This is a genomic window from Sulfuricella sp. (assembly GCF_035531155.1).
GTDB lineage: Bacteria > Pseudomonadota > Gammaproteobacteria > Burkholderiales > Sulfuricellaceae > Sulfuricella.
In genome coordinates, this window is record NZ_DATKTK010000003.1 from 30,597 (window position 1) to 49,520 (window position 18,924).

An 18,924-nucleotide genomic window follows, 5' to 3' on the forward strand; every position below is an offset into this window, starting at 1 on the left:
TGGCGCTCGGTGTTGACATTGGCGCCAAAGTCGCTAGAATAGCGGCTTCTTAAATGCGGGAATAGCTCAGTTGGTAGAGCACAACCTTGCCAAGGTTGGGGTCGAGAGTTCGAGTCTCTTTTCCCGCTCCAGATTCCGAGGGAAAGCAAACGCTTTCCCTTTTTAGTTGAATTCAGCACGTTTTTGTGCGCTCCTGTTCCAACGGCGGGGTAGCAAAGTGGTTATGCAGCGGCCTGCAAAGCCGTCTACGCCGGTTCGATTCCGACCCCCGCCTCCATCAATCACTTCCGTGACAAGCTTACGCTAACGTTTGGCGAAGCGCTTTTGCCATTCAGTGATTTCACCCCGCTTGATCCCCTTTCCAGTAACCTCGTTTGTAACCCCAAGGCATAGATAATGCCCAAAAGTTGGGAAAGTATGACGGTTTGTTTAAAACAATGAGCCTGCGCGTGGCTGTGGTAAAATCACGCGCTTCGATTCGTGAGTAGATTGCAACGACGTTTTCTAGAAACGTCATGAATAAATCGATGCCCGGATGGTGAAATAGGTAGACACAAGGGACTTAAAATCCCTCGCTGCTAACGCGGCGTGCCGGTTCGATTCCGGCTCCGGGCACCAATAAATCAACGAGTTATGGCGATTTGTTATAACTCGTGATCATTGACTACCATGATTTTTGCCTTGAAAATTTTCCCGTGGTTTGTTTTTGGCGCTTACAATTGACAGATCAAAGCTAGTAATTCTTTTGCAGGCGGAGTGGTGGGGACATCTGCCAAGAGCTTTCCTTTGTAATCACCTCTTCCAATAGCTGTTGAAACAACAGCCATTAGGTGGCGCGCAGTGGGCACGGCGTCCCCGCTCTGCCATTGTCTCCAGGTTCGCTGGTCGCTTTCCTGGATAAAGATTTCTAGCACCGCACAGCTCTTCGCACCAAGTTCTATAATTGTACTGACCGGGAGAAGCTCAATTCCCTGGCGTTCCTCATAACGATGGCCATCGTTTCTACTATTCTTTAGGTGCTCTGTTCGTTATCGCACATAACTTGTCAATAAAAACCTGTATCGTTTTCCAAACGGACTTCGTATGCGCGTTTTCACAATCCGGTTTTTAAAGCGGCCCGAGTGGGGCGTCACTAACAAAATGAAGGCATGAACGATGGGGCAACCTCGCTGGAGCACGGTGATGATCGGCCGGTTCCACTTTTCGCTTGTCGTACTGATCGTCGCGGTCTTCAGTGGATGCGCGTCGCTTCCCCCCGGCTCCAACTTCCCAAAAATAGCGTCCTCGGCGCTGGCTCATCCGGAGGAGACCCGGCTTGGCCGACAGTTTGAAAATGCGGCGCGCGAACATAATGGCAACTCCGGATTTCGCATCATTCCAGTAGGTGCCGACGGGTTCCTGACCCGAATGCAAATGATCAATGCCGCAGAACGAACACTCGACCTTCAATATTTCATTTTTCGCGGGGACGAAACTGGCCGACTGCTTACCGATGCTGTGCTGCATGCGGCCGATCGCGGGGTGCGTGTGCGTGTGCTGATCGACGATGGCGAAACGGTGGCCGGCGACGAACAGATTACGGCGCTTGAAGCGCATCCTTCAGTCGAGATCCGAATCTTCAACCCATTTGCGTATCGCGGCCATACCAACGTGTTTCGAGCCATCGAATTCATGTTCAATGCCTCCCGGCTCGACTATAGAATGCACAATAAATTGCTCGTCGTGGACAATGCAGTAGCGCTCGTAGGCGGGCGCAATATAGGTGATCAATACTTTCAGATCGACCCTGAGTCCCAATTCGCCGACGACGACGTATTCGCCGCCGGTCCTATCGCCCAACAGCTCTCGGCGACCTTCGACGAGTACTGGAGCAGTGCTCTGTCGATCCCGGCCGAGGCGCTTTCAGGCGGGAAGTCGTCACATGCCGCCTTGAACGAGCATCGCGAGGTATTGCACGAACAGAGCCGGCAGTTGAAGTCGGACGGTATCGGCTATGTGAAGCGGTTAGCGACTGGCGAGCCATTTAACGGGATGATCTCCGGCCGCTTGCCCCTGGTCTGGGCGCACGCGCAGCTGATCTGCGACAGCCCAGACAAGAAGAAAGTGGAAAATGGCGCGATGGTGGGCAGGCTGATGCATCGGCCGGTGGCCAATGCCACTGTCGCGGTGCAGTCCGAGCTGCTGATGGTCACGCCCTACCTGATACCGGGGAAAGAAGGAATGAAGTTGTTCAAAGACCTGCGCCAGCGCAACGTTCGCGTCCGCGTCCTGACCAGCTCACTCGAATCATCGACGGTGTTGCTGGCGCAGGCCGGTTACATGCATTATCGGGTGCCCCTGCTTGAGAATGGCGTGGAGCTCTATGAGATCCGCTCACTTCTGGGTAATGCCAGAGGCAGCGGTGAAACGACGGCAATATCGCGCTATGGAAATTATTCCCTGCACGCGAAACTGTTTGCATTTGACCGCCAGAAGCTGTTCATAGGTTCAATGAATTTCGATCAACGATCGATGCATCTTAACACCGAGATTGGCTTGATCATTGACAGTCCCGAGCTTGCTCAACAAATTGCTGCGCGTTTCGAAGCCATGGTGCAGCCGGTCAATTCCTACAGGCTGGCATTGCGTCAGAACGATGCGGGGGGGTCGCCAAGTTCGGTGTGGCACACTCAGGAAGACGGCAAAGCCGTTGAGTACGACACGGAACCGGCCCGGAGTGACTGGCAAAGAGTCGAGGTCAATATTTTATCGCTACTGCCACTGGATAAGGAACTATGAACATACGATTGACAATGGGTTCGGTACTGATGCTGGGACTCTTGTCGGTGCCAGTTGCGGGTGCGGAGCCCCCGGCAAGTATGCCAATAGAAGTCAATTTCCTACTTGGTTATATCGAGGGGTCAGGATGTGAGTTTTATCGCAACGGCACCTGGTACGACTCGAAATCCGCACAAGTGCATTTGCGCGATAAGTTCAAATGGCTTATTGCAAGAAATCTGATCAATACCACCGAAGACTTTATTGAGAGGGCGGCCACTGAAAGCAGTATTAGCGGTAACCCGTATCTGGTGAGGTGCTTTGGCAGCGCACCGGTGACAAGTAAACAATGGCTGCGTGATGAACTTGTGCGTTTTAGAACTTATTAAACGTATATGAACGGCTGTCGAGAAGAATTGGAAGCCCTGATAACTTTGGGAAACGTAACCTCGCGAAATGAAAACCCAGGATATGAGACCCTTTGAGCGCAAACGATACCGAATCAGTACGCAGTACAGAGTAACGAATGAAGGTTGAATTGTTGTCGCTGCAGCCGCTCGTCCGCGAGCGATAAACACCCGGATATTGCACTTTGGATCGGCAGAGATGAAAGGGCCAGAGGCGATTACATCGGCCTCTGGACCGGTTTGCGCAGCGCGAATTACGCGCCGCGGTCTAAGCGTTAGCGTCGAGCCGGAACCTTAGCGGTCCATCTTGATTTTGAGATCACTCCAAACCGATTTTACGCCTTCAGTGTTGCGTGCCGTTGCAATCGCCTGGTTTATTTCTTCCTGGGTATTGGCAGTGCCGGTTAACCACACAACGCCATCCTTATCGGTATCGACTTGAATATGCTTCATGCTGCCCGGATGATCCGCGGCCAGCTTGGCCTTAATTTTGGTTGTGATTACCGAGTCTTTGACGTATGTCATGGGGTGTGAACGGTCCTTGTCAGAATCTGCGGCATAGGCCGCAACTGGGGCCAGCAAGGTGCCGATGATGAGACATGTTGTCGCGAGTTTGGTTTTCATGATCTGCCTTTTCATTTATTAAGTAGGAGGTACGGATGATCCGGCTATTTTCAAATTCGATCTGTACGCTGGCGCACACAGCGCTTTTAAAATGAAGCAGATTATTATCTGGTGATCGATGGCCATCGTGTGGAATTTGATGCGATTGATTGAAGTCCATTACAATCAAGCGCGCTGACATGGCGCTTTTCAAAGGGGAAAATGGTGGCCGTGATTGCTACGTCATTGCCAATCTTCAGTGCTGACAGCATCTACGCTAAGACTGTCAAAGCGTTTCCTTTCCAACTATGTGCGCTAGCGTACCGACGAATCTCCTCCTGGCGCAGATAATTTAACTCCCAATAGACGTTTTCCCTTGTTGGGCCGCGCTGATTGCGCTACTCCTGGCGGAAGCACAGGCCATCGTCGGTGCTGCGCTGGCGGCGCCCAAGCAGCAGATGGAGATTGCGTCCAGGACAAGTTTGAAGGAGAGTCTATGAGCGAACAAACACGGGTCAGTCACCCGAAGGCGCGTCTTTTGTCGACGGACGTAGAGGGATTCGATTCCCTTACCGAGCTTGCCCTGGATATGCGTTCGTCGTGGAATCATGCCACCGACCAAGTGTGGCGGCAGCTGGATCCTGTGCTGTGGGAGCTCACGCATAACCCTTGGGTCGTCTTGCAGACGGTCTCACGGGAGAAACTCCAGCTTGTTTTAGCCGATCCCGCTTTCCGCAAAAACGTTGACGATCTGCTGCAAGCCAGGCGCGATGCGGCAGAGGCGCCTGCGTGGTTTCAGCAAGCCTACCCGCAATCGCAGCTAGGCTGCGTGGCGTATTTCAGTATGGAATTCATGTTGAGCGAAGCGTTGCCCATTTACTCGGGGGGGCTGGGCAATGTGGCCGGCGATCAACTCAAGGCCGCCAGCGATTTGGGCGTCCCTGTGATCGGCGTGGGGCTGCTCTACCAGCAAGGCTATTTTCGCCAGGTGATCGATAAGGATGGCGCGCAACAGGCCCTCTTTCCGTACAACGACCCCGGACAGTTGCCGATCACACCTTTGCGTAAACCGAATGGAGAGTGGTTGCGATTAGAGGTGGCGTTACCCGGTTACTCGGTCTGGCTGCGCGCCTGGCAGGTTCAGGTCGGTCGCGTGAAACTATACCTGCTGGACAGTAATGACGCAGCGAATTACCCTGCGCATCGAGGCATTACCAGCGAGCTTTATGGAGGCGGACCGGAGTTGCGCCTCAAACAGGAAATACTGCTCGGGATTGGCGGATGGCGGCTGCTCGCGGCGCTCGGCGTCAAGCCGGAGGTCTGCCACTTGAATGAAGGGCATGCGGCCTTCGCGGTGCTGGAGCGCGCGCGAAGCTTCATGGAGGAAACCGGGCGGACCTTCGAGGTCGCGATGGCTGTCACCAGAGCGGGCAACCTCTTCACCACACACACGGCGGTGGCTGCCGGTTTTGATCGTTTCGCTCCGGCGCTCATCGAGCAATACCTGGCTGGTTATGCACGCACGCAGCTCGGTATAACCCACCACGATTTGCTGGCCTTGGGCCGCCAGAACCCGAATGACTCGTCGGAACCTTTCAACATGGCGTATCTGGCGATTCGTGGGAGTGGGGCGGCGAATGGCGTGAGTCGCTTGCATGGAAAAGTGAGCCGGCATCTGTTTGAGCCGCTCTTTTTGCACTGGCCAGCTGAAGAAGTACCGGTCGGACACGTGACCAACGGCGTCCATATGCCGACCTGGGATTCGGCGGCTGCCGATAATCTTTGGACAGAGTTTTGTGGCAAGAACCGCTGGCTGGGTGCAGCAACGGAAACCCTGGAGCAGGACATTCGTAGCGTCTCCGACGCCAGGCTCTGGCAATTTCGTACCGCCGCCAGCAAGTCCCTTGTTGAATACGCCCGCGAACGATGGTCCCGGCAATTGGCGGTATCCGGCGCATCGCTCGAGGCGGTTGATGGTGCGAAGCACCTGTTTGACAGCAATACGTTGACGCTGGGTTTTGCTCGCCGTTTTGCAAGCTACAAGAGACCGAATCTGCTGCTCCACGACCCGGAACGACTGCTGCGCCTCCTGACAAATCCGCAACGCCCGGTACAGATCATCATGGCTGGCAAGGCCCATCCCGCAGACCTGGCAGGGCAGGCCCTGATTCAGCAATGGATGCGTTTCATCTGTCGGCCCGAGGTACGCCCCCATGTGATCTTCCTCAGTGACTATGACATGGATTTGACCGAGCAGCTGGTGCAGGGAGTGGATGTCTGGCTCAATACGCCACGACGCCCCTGGGAAGCGTGTGGAACAAGCGGCATGAAGGTGCTGGTCAATGGCGGCATCAATCTGTCTGAATTGGACGGCTGGTGGGCGGAAGCCTACACGCCGGAAGTAGGCTGGGCGTTGGGGGATGGTCAGGAACATGATAGCGATCCCGCCTGGGACGCTGTCGAAGCTGAAGCCCTCTATGACCTGCTCGAACGCGAGGTGGTCCCGGAGTTCTATATTCGTGACGAACAAGGTATCCCCAGCGCCTGGGTGACCCGGATGCGGGAAAGCATGGCGCGATTGACGCCGCGTTTTTCCACCAATCGCTCGGTGTGCGAATACACCGAGCAGCACTACCTTCCGGCGGCCTCAGCCTACCGTACGCGGGCTGCCGATAAAGGCGCAATCGGCGTGGATATGGTTAATTGGCGGCACGATCTGAACCAAAAATGGGCCGCACTACGCTTCGGCGAAGTTAAGTTTGAAACCGATGGCAAGCAACACGTATTTGAGGTTCAAACGTATCTCGATGACCTCGACCCGGAGGCAGTGCGGGTCGAGCTTTATGCCGGTGGCGTTAACGGTGCAGCACCGGAGCGAGTGGAGATGAAGCGCGTGCGGCAACTGGTGGGCGCAACAAATGGCTACGCCTATCGCGCAGGCGTGCCTGCAGCCCGCCCGGCGTCGGACTATACGGCGCGACTCATACCGCACCATGATCATGTGGCGGTTCCTCTGGAAGATGCTCATATCCTGTGGCAGCGGTGATTCGGTTTTGAAAGATACGGCGACCACGACCCGTTGTTCCAACCTCAATCGTGGATATTGGATGCAGGTCAAAAACGTCCCGTGAATTTTGCTAAGTTAGGGAGGCTGTTCCGATGAGTCTAATTAAGGATCCCGCGCCATGAAACAAGGTAAGCATCTCTCAATGATCCGCAGCTTCCATCTCGCGGACTGGTTTACGTTAGGGAATGCAGCCTGCGGCGTCGGTGCGCTTTTCGCCGTGATGAGCTATTTGCAGAGCCAGGACGTGCGGCACCTGTTGTTTGCCTGCGCCCTGATTCCGCTGGCGTTGATATTCGATGTCTTCGATGGCCGCATTGCTCGTTGGCGTCAGCAAACCTCGTCGCTGGGGCGCGAACTGGACTCCCTGGCCGATGTCATCTCTTTTGGCGTTGCGCCGGTAGCTATCGCCTATGGAGCTGGCATGGACGGCCTCTGGGATCGTTTGATTCTGATCTACTTCGTTGCGTGCGGTGTGAGCCGCCTTGCCCGCTACAACATTACTGCCGAGACCCTGGCGCAAGGCAGCGACAAGGTAAAGTATTTCGAGGGCACGCCAATCCCCAGCTCGCTGTTGCTCGTCATCGTCATTGCCATCGCCGCGGTATACGGTGCGATCGGCAACCATATCTGGTTTGGGATGACCCACATTGGTCCATGGCAGTTCCACCCGCTCGTGTTGATGTTCGCGGTTTCCGGCTCATTGATGATCAGCCGGACACTGCACATTCCGAAACTCTGAGATATTTTCTGGCTCGATTTGCCCTACGACGACAACCCGACCGGATTCTCGTCAGTCACCAGGTGTTTGTAAACGACTAAAACCAGATATTTGCGAACAACGAAGCAGAGGCGCGTCGAATTGTGGCAATCAACGCGCGACTGCTGAGACTGAAGAAATAATCAAGACATTGATAACAGCAACCAGGAAAGAAACATGCCAATCAATGATCAGCTGTCAGGTTCAGCAAGCCCAGTAGAGTTGGCCACACATGCCAAAACCCTGGGGGCAAGCCGCGAGTCGTTTTCTCTGCTAACGATCAACGGCGGCTCATCGAGCATCAAGTTCGCGCTGTATCAGACCGGTGAGCAGATGCAACGAGGGTTGGCAGGAAAAATTGATCGCATCGGCTTATCCGGGACGGATATGACTTACAGCGATGCGTCCCGAGGTCAGCAAGGCAGTCTTGGCATAGAAGCTGACGATCACAGTTCGGCGGCTAATTTTCTGATCGACTGGCTCGAACAGCAGGTCGGTTTTACGCACGTCATGGCTGTGGGACACCGCGTGGTCCACGGCATGAAACACATCCAGCCCGAGCGTGTTTCTCAGGTATTGCTGGATGAACTGCACCGCATCAGTCCGTATGACCCGGATCATCTTCCACGCGAGATTGAGCTGATCGAAGCATTCCGCCGGCGTTATCCGCAACTGCCTCAGGTGGCCTGCTTTGACACGGCTTTTCACCACACCTTGCCGCGCGTAGCCCGGCTCTTGCCTATCCCGCGTCGTTTCGACGCCATGGGGATCCAGCGCTACGGGTTCCACGGCCTGTCCTATGCTTATCTTATGCAAGAACTCGCACATGTTGCCGGCACGAAAGCCGCCCAAGGCCGCGTGATCCTGGCTCACCTTGGTAACGGGGCGAGCATGGCTGCCGTTCGCGACGGCCGAAGTATCGATACCAGCATGGGATTTACACCGACCGGCGGTTTGCCAATGGGCACCCGGACAGGCGACCTGGATCCCGGCGTGGCATGGTACTTGATGCAGAGTGAGAACCTGACACCCAAACAGTTCAGCAAGCTCATCAATCATGAATCCGGACTGCTCGGCGTGTCTGAGACCAGTTCCGACATGCGCGACTTGCTGGCGCTCGAAATTGAGGACGTGCGCGCAGCCGAGGCGGTCGAACTGTTTTGTTACCAGGTCAAGAAATTGATCGGGTCATACACCGCAGCGCTGAGCGGACTGGATACGCTGGTGTTCGCGGGGGGGATCGGAGAGAACGCGCCTGAAGTCCGTGCGCGGATCTGTGACGGGCTGGAATTTCTTGGAATCGAGATCGATGAAAACCGCAACGCGACGAATGCAGGCGCGATTTCCGCGGAGACCAGCCGGGTCGCTGTTCGCGTCATGCATACGGATGAGGAAAAGATGATCGCGAAATCGGTCTGCCACGTTTTGGGTCTCCCAATTGAAAAGGAAAATGAATATGGTCATGAAGACGAAAAAGCCTAAGCTCAAGGACCAACCGTTGTCGCCTGATCTTCTGCGCAAGATGAACTGCTGGAGGACCTGAACCGGACGTTCCACCGCCTGCGCCAGAGCGGTATCGACGAGGAATTGTTCGACGTCGTCTCCGGCTTCTAGGCGCTGACAGGGTCTTAGCGACGGCCGAAAGGATAGCGATGAAAATCAATTCAAAGGATTTCCGGGTACAGGAAGGCGAAAAGGTCAAACTCAAGAAGTGGCCGACGCTTGTGAAGCCCGTTTACCAGTCGAAGGAGCAGTATCAAGAACTCCTCGGAGAACAGGTGGGGGAGCTAAGCGCACTGCAACAACTTCACTACGCATCCAACCGTTATGCAGTATTGCTGATTTTTCAGGCCATGGACGCGGCCGGGAAGGATGGCGCCATCAAGCACGTGATGTCCGGCATCAATCCCCAAGGTTGCCAAGTGTTCAGTTTCACACATCCGAGTGCTACGGAGTTGGAACACGATTTTCTGTGGCGCACCTCCCAGTGTTTGCCGGAACGCGGTCGGATCGGCATCTTTAACCGATCCTATTATGAGGAGGTGTTGATCGTTCGTGTGCATCCGGAGATTCTCCGCAGCCAGGGGCTTCCTGATGGGCTGCTCGACGAGAAAACCATCTGGCAGGAGCGATATCGTTCCATCGTGGACTTGGAGAACCATCTCTACCGTAACGGCACACGGATCATCAAGTTCTTCCTTCACCTTTCAGAGGAAGAGCAGCGAAAGCGCTTTCTCGATCGCATCGACGAGCCCGAAAAAAACTGGAAATTCAGTCTTGCCGACATTGAAGAGAGGAAATTCTGGAAACAGTACATGCAGGCCTATGAGGCGTGCCTGAGCGCAACGAGTACAAAAATTGCGCCTTGGTATGTGGTGCCCGCCGACGACAAGGAGAACGCTCGGCTGATTATTTCAAGGATTATTCTAGATACTTTTAAGGCGCTCAAGATGCGCTATCCCAAAGCCAACGCAAAGCGCCGGCAGGAATTGCAGTCGATCCGCCAACGGCTGATGAAGGAAGGTCCAAGTGGCAACTGAGCTCGATAAATTCGGCCTGCACTGGCTCATTGATTGGCTTGTGCAATTGCGCAAGCAGATACTATTTATTTATTCGAGGAGGACTGTATGCTGGTGACATTTACAACAGACGCCCATGCCGACATCACTATGTTTGGGGATGTCGCGCTTGCCATGCTGAAAATGATGGGACACAGCGCAACCGTGCCTGGCGCTATTCTGGCGGCAGATGTTCCTGTCGCGCTGAGTCGGTTAACAGCCGCTATCGATGCAGAAAAAGCCTCGCCGCCAGTTGAGGATAAGGATGGGGATGAGCCGGTGGTGAGCATGGCTAATCGAGCGCTGCCTCTAATTAACCTACTTACTGCGGCAGCAAAGGCAGGCTGTAACGTAATGTGGAAATAAATTGCCATTTTGTTGTTACAAAAGGAAACATCATGAAAAAATTGGAACAGATGGAGTTGGAGGGGCATCGCAGTGAAATCATCGCGGACGTGAAAAGTTTGGTCGAAAAATATCGTGCCATATTCGATTGGGATGTGCCGGAGATCGATCAAAACGTTGCGGATAAACTTATTTTGGCGGAAATACGCAAGGCCTTGGAGGATATCGAAAAGGAATTGCTGGGCTAAACGGAACAGAACCTTGGGGCCAGTGCGCTTGGTTCGGTCACCGATTCATCCGGTAAAACGGAGTGAAATAACACAATTTAAGGAGCGTCGAAATGAAGAAATCACTTCCACCGCACGATCAAATCGAATCAATGGGTGAAGCTTATGAATTGTTGCTGGAGAAGGCGCAGCAGAAAGCGCATCAAAGCGGCGCCGCCATCCACCAAATGATTGATGAGATTCGGGGGGATGTCGTGGCCTTGACTAAGTTTAGTGAAGATGAAGTCGTCAAGCTGGAAGCCTATGTGAAACGGGATCTGATCGATGCTGCGGGGTATCTGGACAAGACCGGCAAGGAATTGAAGGAGTGGGTGGGCTTTGACGTGGCGTTGATGAAGCACGAATTTTGGGAGCGTTTTTCCGCGGCGGCAGATCAGACCACGAAAGCGCTATATCGATTAAAGCAACAGGCGGCAAGCGCCGAATATCATACCGGTGAGCTCATTGGGCTAGGAACGCTGGTTTGCGATCAGTGTGGTGAAAAATTGCATTTTCACAAACCTGGCCACATCCCGCCTTGCCCCAAATGCAACAGTACGCACTTTCATCGGCAGAATTTTGAATAATCCCGATCGCAATTTCCAAGTCACAGTCCCAACAAGGAGATCAAGACTACTTGCCATGTTCTTGAAGTGGGCAAACCACTGGAGCTCATGCCGCGCCATGTCGCCGGTCACTGAGAAAAAGAGATGCGCCCACTAGGAACTGCGCTACAGCGCTGGCGCATGCGCAGGATTCTCAAGCGTCATCCGATACCTCACCACATCTGGCGAAGCGTGACTCGGCGCGTGTTGATTTTGAGAAGCCTGGACGCGGTACAAATGGCGCATCTGCGCGAGATGACGGCATGGTTTCTGGATCAGAAATCAATCACCGGCGCCCAGGGTTTGGAGGTAACGCCGACAATGAAGGTGGCGGTGGCCGCCCAGGCCTGTTTGTTGATCCTGAATCTGGGAGTGGAGTATTTCGACGGCTGGGTCGAGGTTATACTCTATCCGGGTGCGTTTCGCGTTAATCATGCGCAGATGGATGCCATTGGCCTGGTACATGACGAAGCAAGCGTTTTAACCGGCGAGTCATGGTTGCGTGGCCCGGTAATTTTGTCCTGGGATGACGTGGAGCGGGACACCTATCATTACCAGGCCGGACACAATGTTGTGTTGCACGAGTTCGCACATAAGCTGGATGGCTTCAATGGGGCAACGAATGGCATGCCGCCATTGCGTCGTGGCATGAGCCGGAAAAGATGGGCCGAGGCCTTGAGTGGGGCCTACGATGCACTGTGCCTGCAAGTAGCGGCAGGAGAATCAGCCTTTATCAATCCTTATGCTGCCACCAGCCCGGCAGAGTTTTTCGCGGTATTGAGCGAGGTTTTTTTTACTGCGCCGGATATTTTGAAAAACCGCTGTCCCAGTGTCCACAAGCAACTGACGCTGTTTTACCGACAGGCCGCATCGCGTTGATTCATCCTGGAGAGTTACCACTTGGCGGGCATGATGAGAAGAAAGAGGGGTGCTGAGATGGGGAATACCTATAGCCGCACGACGCCGGCTGATGCGCTGGTGATCTTCGGCGTGACCGGCGACCTCGCCCACAAGATGATTTTTCTGGCGCTCTACGCGATGGCCAAGCGCGGCGTCCTCAACGTGCCGGTGGTTGGCGTCGCCTCCTCGAAGTGGAGCCTGGCGCAACTGCGCAAACAGGCGACGGACAGCATCAAGCAAGCCGGCAAGATCGATGACCGGGAGGCCCTCGACCACCTTCTTTCCCTGCTCCAGTATGTGGACGGTGATTACAACGACCTGGGTACGTTCAAAGCGCTCAAGCAGGCGCTGGGCGATGCCCGGCGCCCGGCGCACTACCTCGCCATTCCTCCCGCGCTGTTCGCCGCGGTTATCCAAGGGCTCGGCGCTGCGGGTCTGGCCGATCAGGCGCGCATCATCGTCGAAAAGCCGTTCGGACGCGACCTGGCTTCGGCGCGGGAGCTCAACCGCATCGCGCTGTCGGTGTTTCCGGAAGACTCGATCTTCCGCATCGACCACTATCTCGGGAAGGAGGCGATCATGAATATCCTCTATTTCCGTTTCGCCAACTCCTTCCTCGAACCGATCTGGAACCGCAACTGCGTGGCCAGCGTGCAGATCACGCTGGCCGAGGATTTCGGCGTGAAGGGTCGTGGCGTATTTTACGAAAGCGCCGGTTGCCTGCGCGACGTCATCCAGAACCACCTGTTTCAGATTGTCGCGCTGCTTGCCATGGAGCCGCCGGCCTATCAGGGTTATGGTGCCATCCAGTGCGAGAAAGCCAAGGTGTTCCAGTCCATGCGCCCCCTGCAGTCGGACGACGTGGTGCGTGGCCAGTACGCCGGCTACCGGAAAGAGCCTGGCGTGGCGAAGGATTCGGATGTCGAGACGTTCTGCGCTCTGCGGCTGTTCCTCGACTCGTGGCGCTGGGAGGGGGTGCCGTGGTACCTGCGTTCCGGCAAATGTCTGGCTGCCACAGCGGCTGAGGTTCTGGTGGAGTTAAAGCCACCACCGCAAAGGCTGTTCGACGATTCAGCTCCGGTGGACGGGCGGGCCAACTATCTGCGCTTCCGGCTCTCCCCCAACTCCGCCGTTGCCCTCGCCGCGCGCGTCAAGCGCTCAGGCAAGGAGTTCGTCGGCGACCAGCACGAGCTCTACCTGCTGGATGAACAGCCGGGAGGGGAAACACCCTACGAGCGGCTGTTGGGTGACGCCATGGCCGGCGATGGCGCGCTCTTCACCCGTGAAGATGCGGTTGAGGCTGCCTGGGCGGTGGTCGATCCAGTCCTTGATACGCACCACCGGGCTCACCCCTACAAGCCCGGCAGTTGGGGGCCGAAACAAGCTGACGCGCTCATTGCGGCAGACGGAAGCTGGCACAATCCCATGCTGGTTAAGGCGGCAAAATGACAGCGGCGAACGAGGTGATACTCTTGCCGCGCCAAGGACACATCGCGCTCGACCCCAGGAATATCGCAGCCTATTCACCCGCTGACCTGATGGACTGCATTGCGTCAAAAAGCGCTGCGCTTATGCAGGCCCACCCAGGTGGAGCCAAGCCATGACAGTCGCAGCGCAACTCGACCAGTTGTGCATCAACACCCTGCGCACACTTTCCATCGACGCCGTGCAGCAAGCGCAGTCCGGGCATCCCGGTACGCCCATGGACGCCGCGCCGACGGTTTACTGTTTGTGGCAGCGTTTTCTGCGCTACGACCCGGAGGATCCCAACTGGCCGAACCGCGATCGCTTCGTGCTGTCGTGCGGTCACGCCTCGATGCTGCTGTATAGCCTGCTTTATCTGTGCGGGGTCAAGGCGATGAGTCCAAGCTATGAACAGGCCGGCGGCCTGGCGGTGACGCTTGACGATATCAAGCGCTTTCGCCAGGCCGGCAGCCGCTGTACCGGCCATCCCGAGTATGGCTGGACCTCCGGCGTGGAGACCACCACCGGGCCGCTTGGGCAAGGTGCGGCAACAAGTGTCGGCATGGCCATCGCGGAACGCTGGCTGGCGGCCAACTATAACCGTCCCGGTTACGCCCTGTTCGAGCATAAAGTGTATGCCCTATGCAGCGACGGCGACATGATGGAAGGGGTCAGCAGCGAGGCGGCATCCCTGGCCGGCCACCTCCAGCTTGCCAACCTGTGCTGGATTTACGACGACAACCACATCAGCATCGAGGGCCCGACCCGCATCACTTTCACCGAGGATGTGGCAGCGCGCTTTCTCGGCTACGGCTGGAATGTCACGCGCGTAGCCGATGCCAACGACCTGGAGCTGTTGACGCGCGGCTACGACACTTTTCTCGCTACCCATGATCGTCCCACCCTGATCATCGTGCAGAGTCACATCGGCTATGGCGCACCTCACAAACAGGACAGCAAGGAAGCCCACGGCGAGCCGCTTGGCGTGGAAGAGGTGCGACTGGCGAAGGAATTCTACGGCTGGGATCCTGACGCTCAGTTCCATGTACCGGACGGCGTTCCGGAATATTTCCGGGAGCAGATTGGCCGCCGCGGTGCGGGGCTTCGCGCCGCCTGGGAGAAACTGTTCGCGGCCTATCGCAACCAGTACCCGGATCTTGCCGAGCAGATCGATCGCATGCAGCGCCGTGACTTGCCCGAAGGCTGGGACAGCGCGCTACCGATCTTTCCGGCAGATGCGAAGGGCATGGCGACGCGCGACTCGTCGGGCAAAGTGCTGAACGCCATCGCCCAAAAGATGCCGTGGCTGCTGGGCGGCGCGGCAGACCTGGCGCCGTCAACCAAAACCCACTTGAACTTCGAGTCTGCCGGCGATTTTCAGGCGCCGGGTGAGTCGGGCGAGGCGGGCAACTACGGCGGACGCAATTTCCACTACGGCGTGCGCGAGCACGCCATGTGTGCCATCAGCAACGGGCTCAGCCTGTCGAATCTGCGGCCCTATGCCGCGAGTTTCCTGATTTTCACCGACTATTGCCGCGGCGCGCTGAGGCTGGCCGCGATGATGGAGATTCCGGTCATCACCATCTGGACTCACGATTCGATCAGCATGGGCGAGGACGGGCCCACCCACCAGCCGGTCGAACAACTCGCGTCATTGCGCGCGATGCCCGGCATGTTGGTATTGCGCCCGGCGGACGCGAACGAGGTGGTCGAGGCGTGGCGGGTGATCATGCAGCTCAAGGATCGCCCTGTTTGCCTGGTGTTAACACGGCAGGCGCTGGCAACGCTGGACCGCACCCGCTACGCGCCGGCGAGTGGCGTGGCGCGCGGCGCCTATGTGCTCGCCGACGCCCCGCACCACAGCCCCGATGTGCTGCTGCTGGCGACCGGCAGCGAAGTCGCGCTGTGCATTGCAGCTTATGAGCAACTAAAGGTAGAGGGAATCAAGGCGCGCGTGATCAGCATGCCGTCATGGGAACTGTTCGAGAGCCAGGGCCAGGAATACCGCGACAGCGTGCTGCCGCCGGAGATAACTGCGCGCGTCGCCGTCGAAGCTGCGTCCAGCTTCGGTTGGGAACGCTATACCGGTTTCGGCGGAAGCATCCTTGGCCTGGATACCTTCGGATTGTCTGCACCGATGAAGGTCGTTGCGCAGCACTTCGGGTTCGAGCCTGCTCACGTTGTCGCCGCAGCCAGGGAGCAAGTGGTGCGTCACGCTTCGAAGAAGTGAGACTGGTCTGCACGGGATTCTCGCTGCCGGAATTTCTCTAACTGCGGTGGGATCAACAGTTGCGGCAATGAAGACTTGGCGAATGAACCGCGCAGCTTGGATCGCGTGATCAGCGTACTCGATGAGGCGACTTCGCGCCGCTTCAGCGAAAGGACTCCGGCGGTGTTTTTAGCATCGCCAGTTCGACCTGCATTCTGTCGTTATTGTCAGCGATCCAAATCTCTCCATCCTGAATGGTGCATTGCAGCTGCATGGTGCGTTGTACCAGCGTTGTCAGAGCCTGGCTGGTGGTCTCCGGCAGGTTGATTATGGTCAGGTTGTTGATCCGTCCGAGTTTGCTGCCATTCTGGTTCCACCAGATATCGGCGCCACGGCCGCCATAGGTATAGACGACTACCTGCCTGGCGCGGCCGCAGGCTTTGCGTATGAGTTTTTCATCGGGCAAACCCACGTCTATCCAGAGTTCAATGGTGCCGGTCAAGTCCTTTTGCCACAGATCGGGTTCGTCATCGGCGCTCAGCCCCTTGCCGAACGACAGAGCCTCATGGGCGTGCAGCGCGAAGGCCAGTACTCGCACCATCATGCGTTCGTCGGTTTCCGATGGATGCTGGGCGATGGTGAGCGCATGGTCATGGTAGTAGTTGCGATCCATATCGGCGATTTGCAACTCGGCTTTGAAGATGGTTGATTTAATAGCCATATATATACTTTTTAGGTTGTCGTGGGTGCCGTTTTGGTGTGTCGCATCAGGGATTCGAAGAATAACCGATTTGATTGCGCCCGCGAAGCAATGTCTATTGTCTGATCAATGCATGGTTGACACTGAAATTGCGGCGTCGTACCGTGGTGAATCTATTTTTCGGAAATCTCTATGCAATCCGTCGAATTCCCGCTTAACGGCGAATACATCGAACTCTGTAACCTGCTCAAGCTTGCCGGCGTGGCGGAGAGTGGCGGACGCGGGAAAACCCTGGTCGCTGAGGGCAAGGTTACTGTGGATGGTCGGCCCGAGAGCCGCAAAACGGCGAAAATCCGCGTCGGCCAGGTAGTCGAATGTCTTGGGGTACGGATTGCCGTCGTGGGTCTGTAACTCGGGTTCGTGACGGTATAATATTCGCCATTCGAGCCACGTTGTAAATCTTGCTTAACATGTCGAACCCGTTTACTGCCTGTTGGACGAGCAAAGGAAACAACCTTTGTCTTGGCCAATGGGAAATCCACTACCTTGGGCGGCTTCTGACCCTTGATGCCGGACGGCGCGAGGAAGATATGGGCACCTTCGGCATATTCAGCTACATCTACCCCGACGACGAGGATTTTGCCGAAGGGCTGTTAGAGGACGACTGGATTCTTGAGCACGCCGGTTGGCTGGCCGATCTTTTTTCCGAGCACGACATCCCTGTCGATGCGGCACACATGCGCTGGTTCTATCAGGCTGCCAACCCCCATGACTGGCGGTGCGGCAGTTGCGGCGGGTGCCTCTAGAGCCTGTCAGCCCGGCTGAAGCGCGGTCTCGGTTGCGTCGTTTCCGGCGGTATGGCGCTCGATAAAGCTATCGAGAAAGCGGCGCAGAAAGCCTTCAGTCTGCGCGCTGTGAAAACGGTCGATTCCCTGCCCGCGGCTGTAGGCGATGACCGTCGGAAAACCTCTCGCCTGATGCCTACCGGCGATTCTCATGTTTTCGTCGGCATCGACTTTCGCCAGCACAAATTTGCCGTCGTATTCCTTGACCAGCCTTTCCAGCATCGGCCCCAGCACACGACACGGGCTGCACCATTCGGCGCCGATATCCAGCAACACCGGTACCTCGTGCGAACGGGCAACCACCCGCTCGTCAAAATCGGCTTCTTCTACGTCGTAAGAGAGATTCATCGTCTTGAGTAATTTGAATGAAGGACAAATAATAGTTTAAACAAGCTGTTCGCGTTTAGCCACTGCCCAAATGGGCAATGAGATAGCTCGTGAGATCAATGCGCCTGCTTGGCGGCGGGTCGTTTCGCCGTTGGCGGCAAATTGACCTCATCCATCAGTGCCCGAATTCGGTCGGCTACTTCCTGGGGTGGGGTGGCATAGGCGAACTTGCCGAGAAAGCTCCCGTCCGGCCCCAGCAGGTACATGCCCGCCGAGTGGTCCACCGTATATTGGTTTTTTCCCGCGCCGGGTTCCCAGTGCTTCTCGTACCTCACCTTGAAGTGGTCGGCTACGCGTCGTACCAGTTCCGGGGAGCCGGTGAGGCCGATGATGCGCGGGTGAAAATACGCGGTATAGCGGCTCAACACTTCGGGCGTATCCCGTTCCGGGTCCACGGTCACGAACAGGGGTTGCAGCTGTTCGGCACGGGTTCCCAGTTTTTCCATGATCAGCGACATTTCCGCCAGGGTGGTTGGGCAGATATCCGGGCAGAAGGTGTAACCGAAGGCGATGAGCTGAAAGCTGCCGAGAAAATCCTGATCGGAAATCGCCCGTCCTTTATGATCCATTAGCAGATAACGGGAAACAATCCCGATCTCCGGCTGATCATCCACGACGGGCGAAGGCGTCTCGGCCCGGGCGGGAGCCGCGAACAGCAGGGCTGAGGCTAGAATGGCAAGATACAATCGATTCATGGAGGTTACTTCGTCACAGAAGCAGGTACGGCAGCCTGCAGGCGCTGGGTTGCTTCATCGACTTGCCCGCTGAGAGTGGGGCCATCAGGGCAGGTCGTCCGCTCCTTCCTGCTCTGGTCGAGGAAGGCGTTGTTGGTGGCTTCCTCGAAGGCTGCCCCGTAGCGCCGCGACTTGGGTGCGTGCTGAATCATCGCGGTCTTGATGCGGGAGACGGCTTCTGCGTAGTCGCAGGCAAGCGCCTGACCGTTAATGCGGCCCAAATCCCGAACCTCAGTCAGCCCCGCATCGGTCGAGGAGTCGGCAGCGCGGGCGGAGAGCGCTAAGCTCAGGAAACACAGCAGAAGGGCAGAACGCTTCAT

Annotated in this window: 19 protein-coding genes and 3 tRNA genes; 17 read left to right on the plus strand and 5 right to left on the minus strand. The window is 56.4% G+C overall.

Going from position 1 to position 18,924, the window contains the following annotated elements; translation table 11 throughout:
- The first annotated feature begins 55 nt into the window (after positions 1-55).
- The 5 genes from VMV64_RS00185 to VMV64_RS00205 all read left to right on the plus strand — a co-directional run bounded on the left by VMV64_RS00185 (position 56) and on the right by VMV64_RS00205 (position 3,146).
- Positions 56-131, plus strand: a tRNA-Gly gene (locus VMV64_RS00185).
- A gap of 72 nt (positions 132-203) precedes the next feature.
- Positions 204-277 (plus strand) — tRNA-Cys (locus VMV64_RS00190).
- Positions 278-529: 252 nt separating this feature from the next.
- Positions 530-618, plus strand: a tRNA-Leu gene (locus VMV64_RS00195).
- A gap of 564 nt (positions 619-1,182) precedes the next feature.
- On the plus strand, positions 1,183-2,778 hold the full coding sequence (locus tag VMV64_RS00200) for a phospholipase D family protein (RefSeq protein WP_325327923.1): 1,596 nt from the start codon (positions 1,183-1,185) through the stop codon (positions 2,776-2,778).
- A gap of 14 nt (positions 2,779-2,792) precedes the next feature.
- Positions 2,793-3,146, plus strand: a complete 354-nt coding sequence (locus VMV64_RS00205; protein ID WP_325327924.1) for a DUF5329 domain-containing protein — start codon at positions 2,793-2,795, stop codon at positions 3,144-3,146.
- 312 nt (positions 3,147-3,458) lie between these two features.
- Here VMV64_RS00205 and VMV64_RS00210 read toward each other — a convergent pair whose 3' ends face one another.
- Positions 3,459-3,788, minus strand: a complete 330-nt coding sequence (locus VMV64_RS00210) for a BON domain-containing protein (RefSeq protein WP_325327925.1) — start codon at positions 3,786-3,788, stop codon at positions 3,459-3,461.
- Positions 3,789-4,263: 475 nt separating this feature from the next.
- On the opposite strand from VMV64_RS00210, the gene glgP reads away from it, so the two are divergent.
- The 10 genes from glgP to tkt all read left to right on the plus strand — a co-directional run bounded on the left by glgP (position 4,264) and on the right by tkt (position 15,959).
- Entirely contained in the window at positions 4,264-6,813 is a 2,550-nt protein-coding gene (gene glgP, locus VMV64_RS00215) for an alpha-glucan family phosphorylase (RefSeq protein ID WP_325327926.1), read from the plus strand.
- Between the two features lie 139 nt (positions 6,814-6,952).
- On the plus strand, positions 6,953-7,573 hold the full coding sequence (locus VMV64_RS00220) for a CDP-alcohol phosphatidyltransferase family protein (RefSeq protein ID WP_325327927.1): 621 nt from the start codon (positions 6,953-6,955) through the stop codon (positions 7,571-7,573).
- 195 nt (positions 7,574-7,768) lie between these two features.
- Entirely contained in the window at positions 7,769-9,073 is a 1,305-nt protein-coding gene (locus tag VMV64_RS00225; protein ID WP_325327928.1) for an acetate/propionate family kinase, read from the plus strand.
- Between the two features lie 170 nt (positions 9,074-9,243).
- Positions 9,244-10,131, plus strand: coding sequence for an ADP-polyphosphate phosphotransferase (locus VMV64_RS00230; RefSeq protein WP_325327929.1), 888 nt, complete (start codon positions 9,244-9,246; stop codon positions 10,129-10,131).
- Between the two features lie 87 nt (positions 10,132-10,218).
- On the plus strand, positions 10,219-10,515 hold the full coding sequence (locus VMV64_RS00235) for a DUF1840 domain-containing protein (RefSeq protein WP_325327930.1): 297 nt from the start codon (positions 10,219-10,221) through the stop codon (positions 10,513-10,515).
- Between the two features lie 32 nt (positions 10,516-10,547).
- On the plus strand, positions 10,548-10,742 hold the full coding sequence (locus tag VMV64_RS00240) for a hypothetical protein (protein WP_325327931.1): 195 nt from the start codon (positions 10,548-10,550) through the stop codon (positions 10,740-10,742).
- A gap of 92 nt (positions 10,743-10,834) precedes the next feature.
- The gene (locus VMV64_RS00245; RefSeq protein ID WP_325327932.1) at positions 10,835-11,347 is read left to right on the plus strand and encodes a zinc ribbon-containing protein; all 513 of its coding nucleotides are present in this window, start codon (positions 10,835-10,837) and stop codon (positions 11,345-11,347) included.
- Positions 11,348-11,470: 123 nt separating this feature from the next.
- On the plus strand, positions 11,471-12,244 hold the full coding sequence (locus VMV64_RS00250) for a M90 family metallopeptidase (RefSeq protein ID WP_325327933.1): 774 nt from the start codon (positions 11,471-11,473) through the stop codon (positions 12,242-12,244).
- A 57-nt stretch (positions 12,245-12,301) separates the two neighbouring features.
- On the plus strand, positions 12,302-13,714 hold the full coding sequence (gene zwf, locus VMV64_RS00255; protein ID WP_325327934.1) for a glucose-6-phosphate dehydrogenase: 1,413 nt from the start codon (positions 12,302-12,304) through the stop codon (positions 13,712-13,714).
- Positions 13,715-13,865: 151 nt separating this feature from the next.
- Positions 13,866-15,959 (plus strand): transketolase, encoded by a 2,094-nt coding sequence (gene tkt / locus VMV64_RS00260; RefSeq protein WP_325327935.1) that lies wholly within the window; start codon positions 13,866-13,868, stop codon positions 15,957-15,959.
- 142 nt (positions 15,960-16,101) lie between these two features.
- On the opposite strand, the gene VMV64_RS00265 is transcribed toward tkt, so the two are convergent.
- Complete coding sequence (locus tag VMV64_RS00265; RefSeq protein ID WP_325327936.1) at positions 16,102-16,659, minus strand: YaeQ family protein; 558 nt, start codon at positions 16,657-16,659, stop codon at positions 16,102-16,104.
- Positions 16,660-16,830: 171 nt separating this feature from the next.
- Between VMV64_RS00265 and VMV64_RS00270 the strand changes: the two genes are divergently transcribed.
- Both VMV64_RS00270 and VMV64_RS00275 read left to right on the plus strand, forming a co-directional pair.
- A complete protein-coding gene (locus tag VMV64_RS00270) occupies positions 16,831-17,049 on the plus strand; it encodes an RNA-binding S4 domain-containing protein (protein ID WP_325327937.1) in 219 nt (72 codons plus the stop codon).
- Between the two features lie 59 nt (positions 17,050-17,108).
- On the plus strand, positions 17,109-17,444 hold the full coding sequence (locus VMV64_RS00275; protein WP_325327938.1) for a hypothetical protein: 336 nt from the start codon (positions 17,109-17,111) through the stop codon (positions 17,442-17,444).
- Positions 17,445-17,450: 6 nt separating this feature from the next.
- Here VMV64_RS00275 and VMV64_RS00280 read toward each other — a convergent pair whose 3' ends face one another.
- The 3 genes from VMV64_RS00280 to VMV64_RS00290 form a co-directional block, all read right to left on the minus strand.
- Positions 17,451-17,831, minus strand: coding sequence for a thioredoxin family protein (locus VMV64_RS00280; protein WP_325327939.1), 381 nt, complete (start codon positions 17,829-17,831; stop codon positions 17,451-17,453).
- 95 nt (positions 17,832-17,926) lie between these two features.
- On the minus strand, positions 17,927-18,565 hold the full coding sequence (locus VMV64_RS00285; protein WP_325327940.1) for an SCO family protein: 639 nt from the start codon (positions 18,563-18,565) through the stop codon (positions 17,927-17,929).
- A 5-nt stretch (positions 18,566-18,570) separates the two neighbouring features.
- Complete coding sequence (locus VMV64_RS00290; RefSeq protein ID WP_325327941.1) at positions 18,571-18,924, minus strand: hypothetical protein; 354 nt, start codon at positions 18,922-18,924, stop codon at positions 18,571-18,573.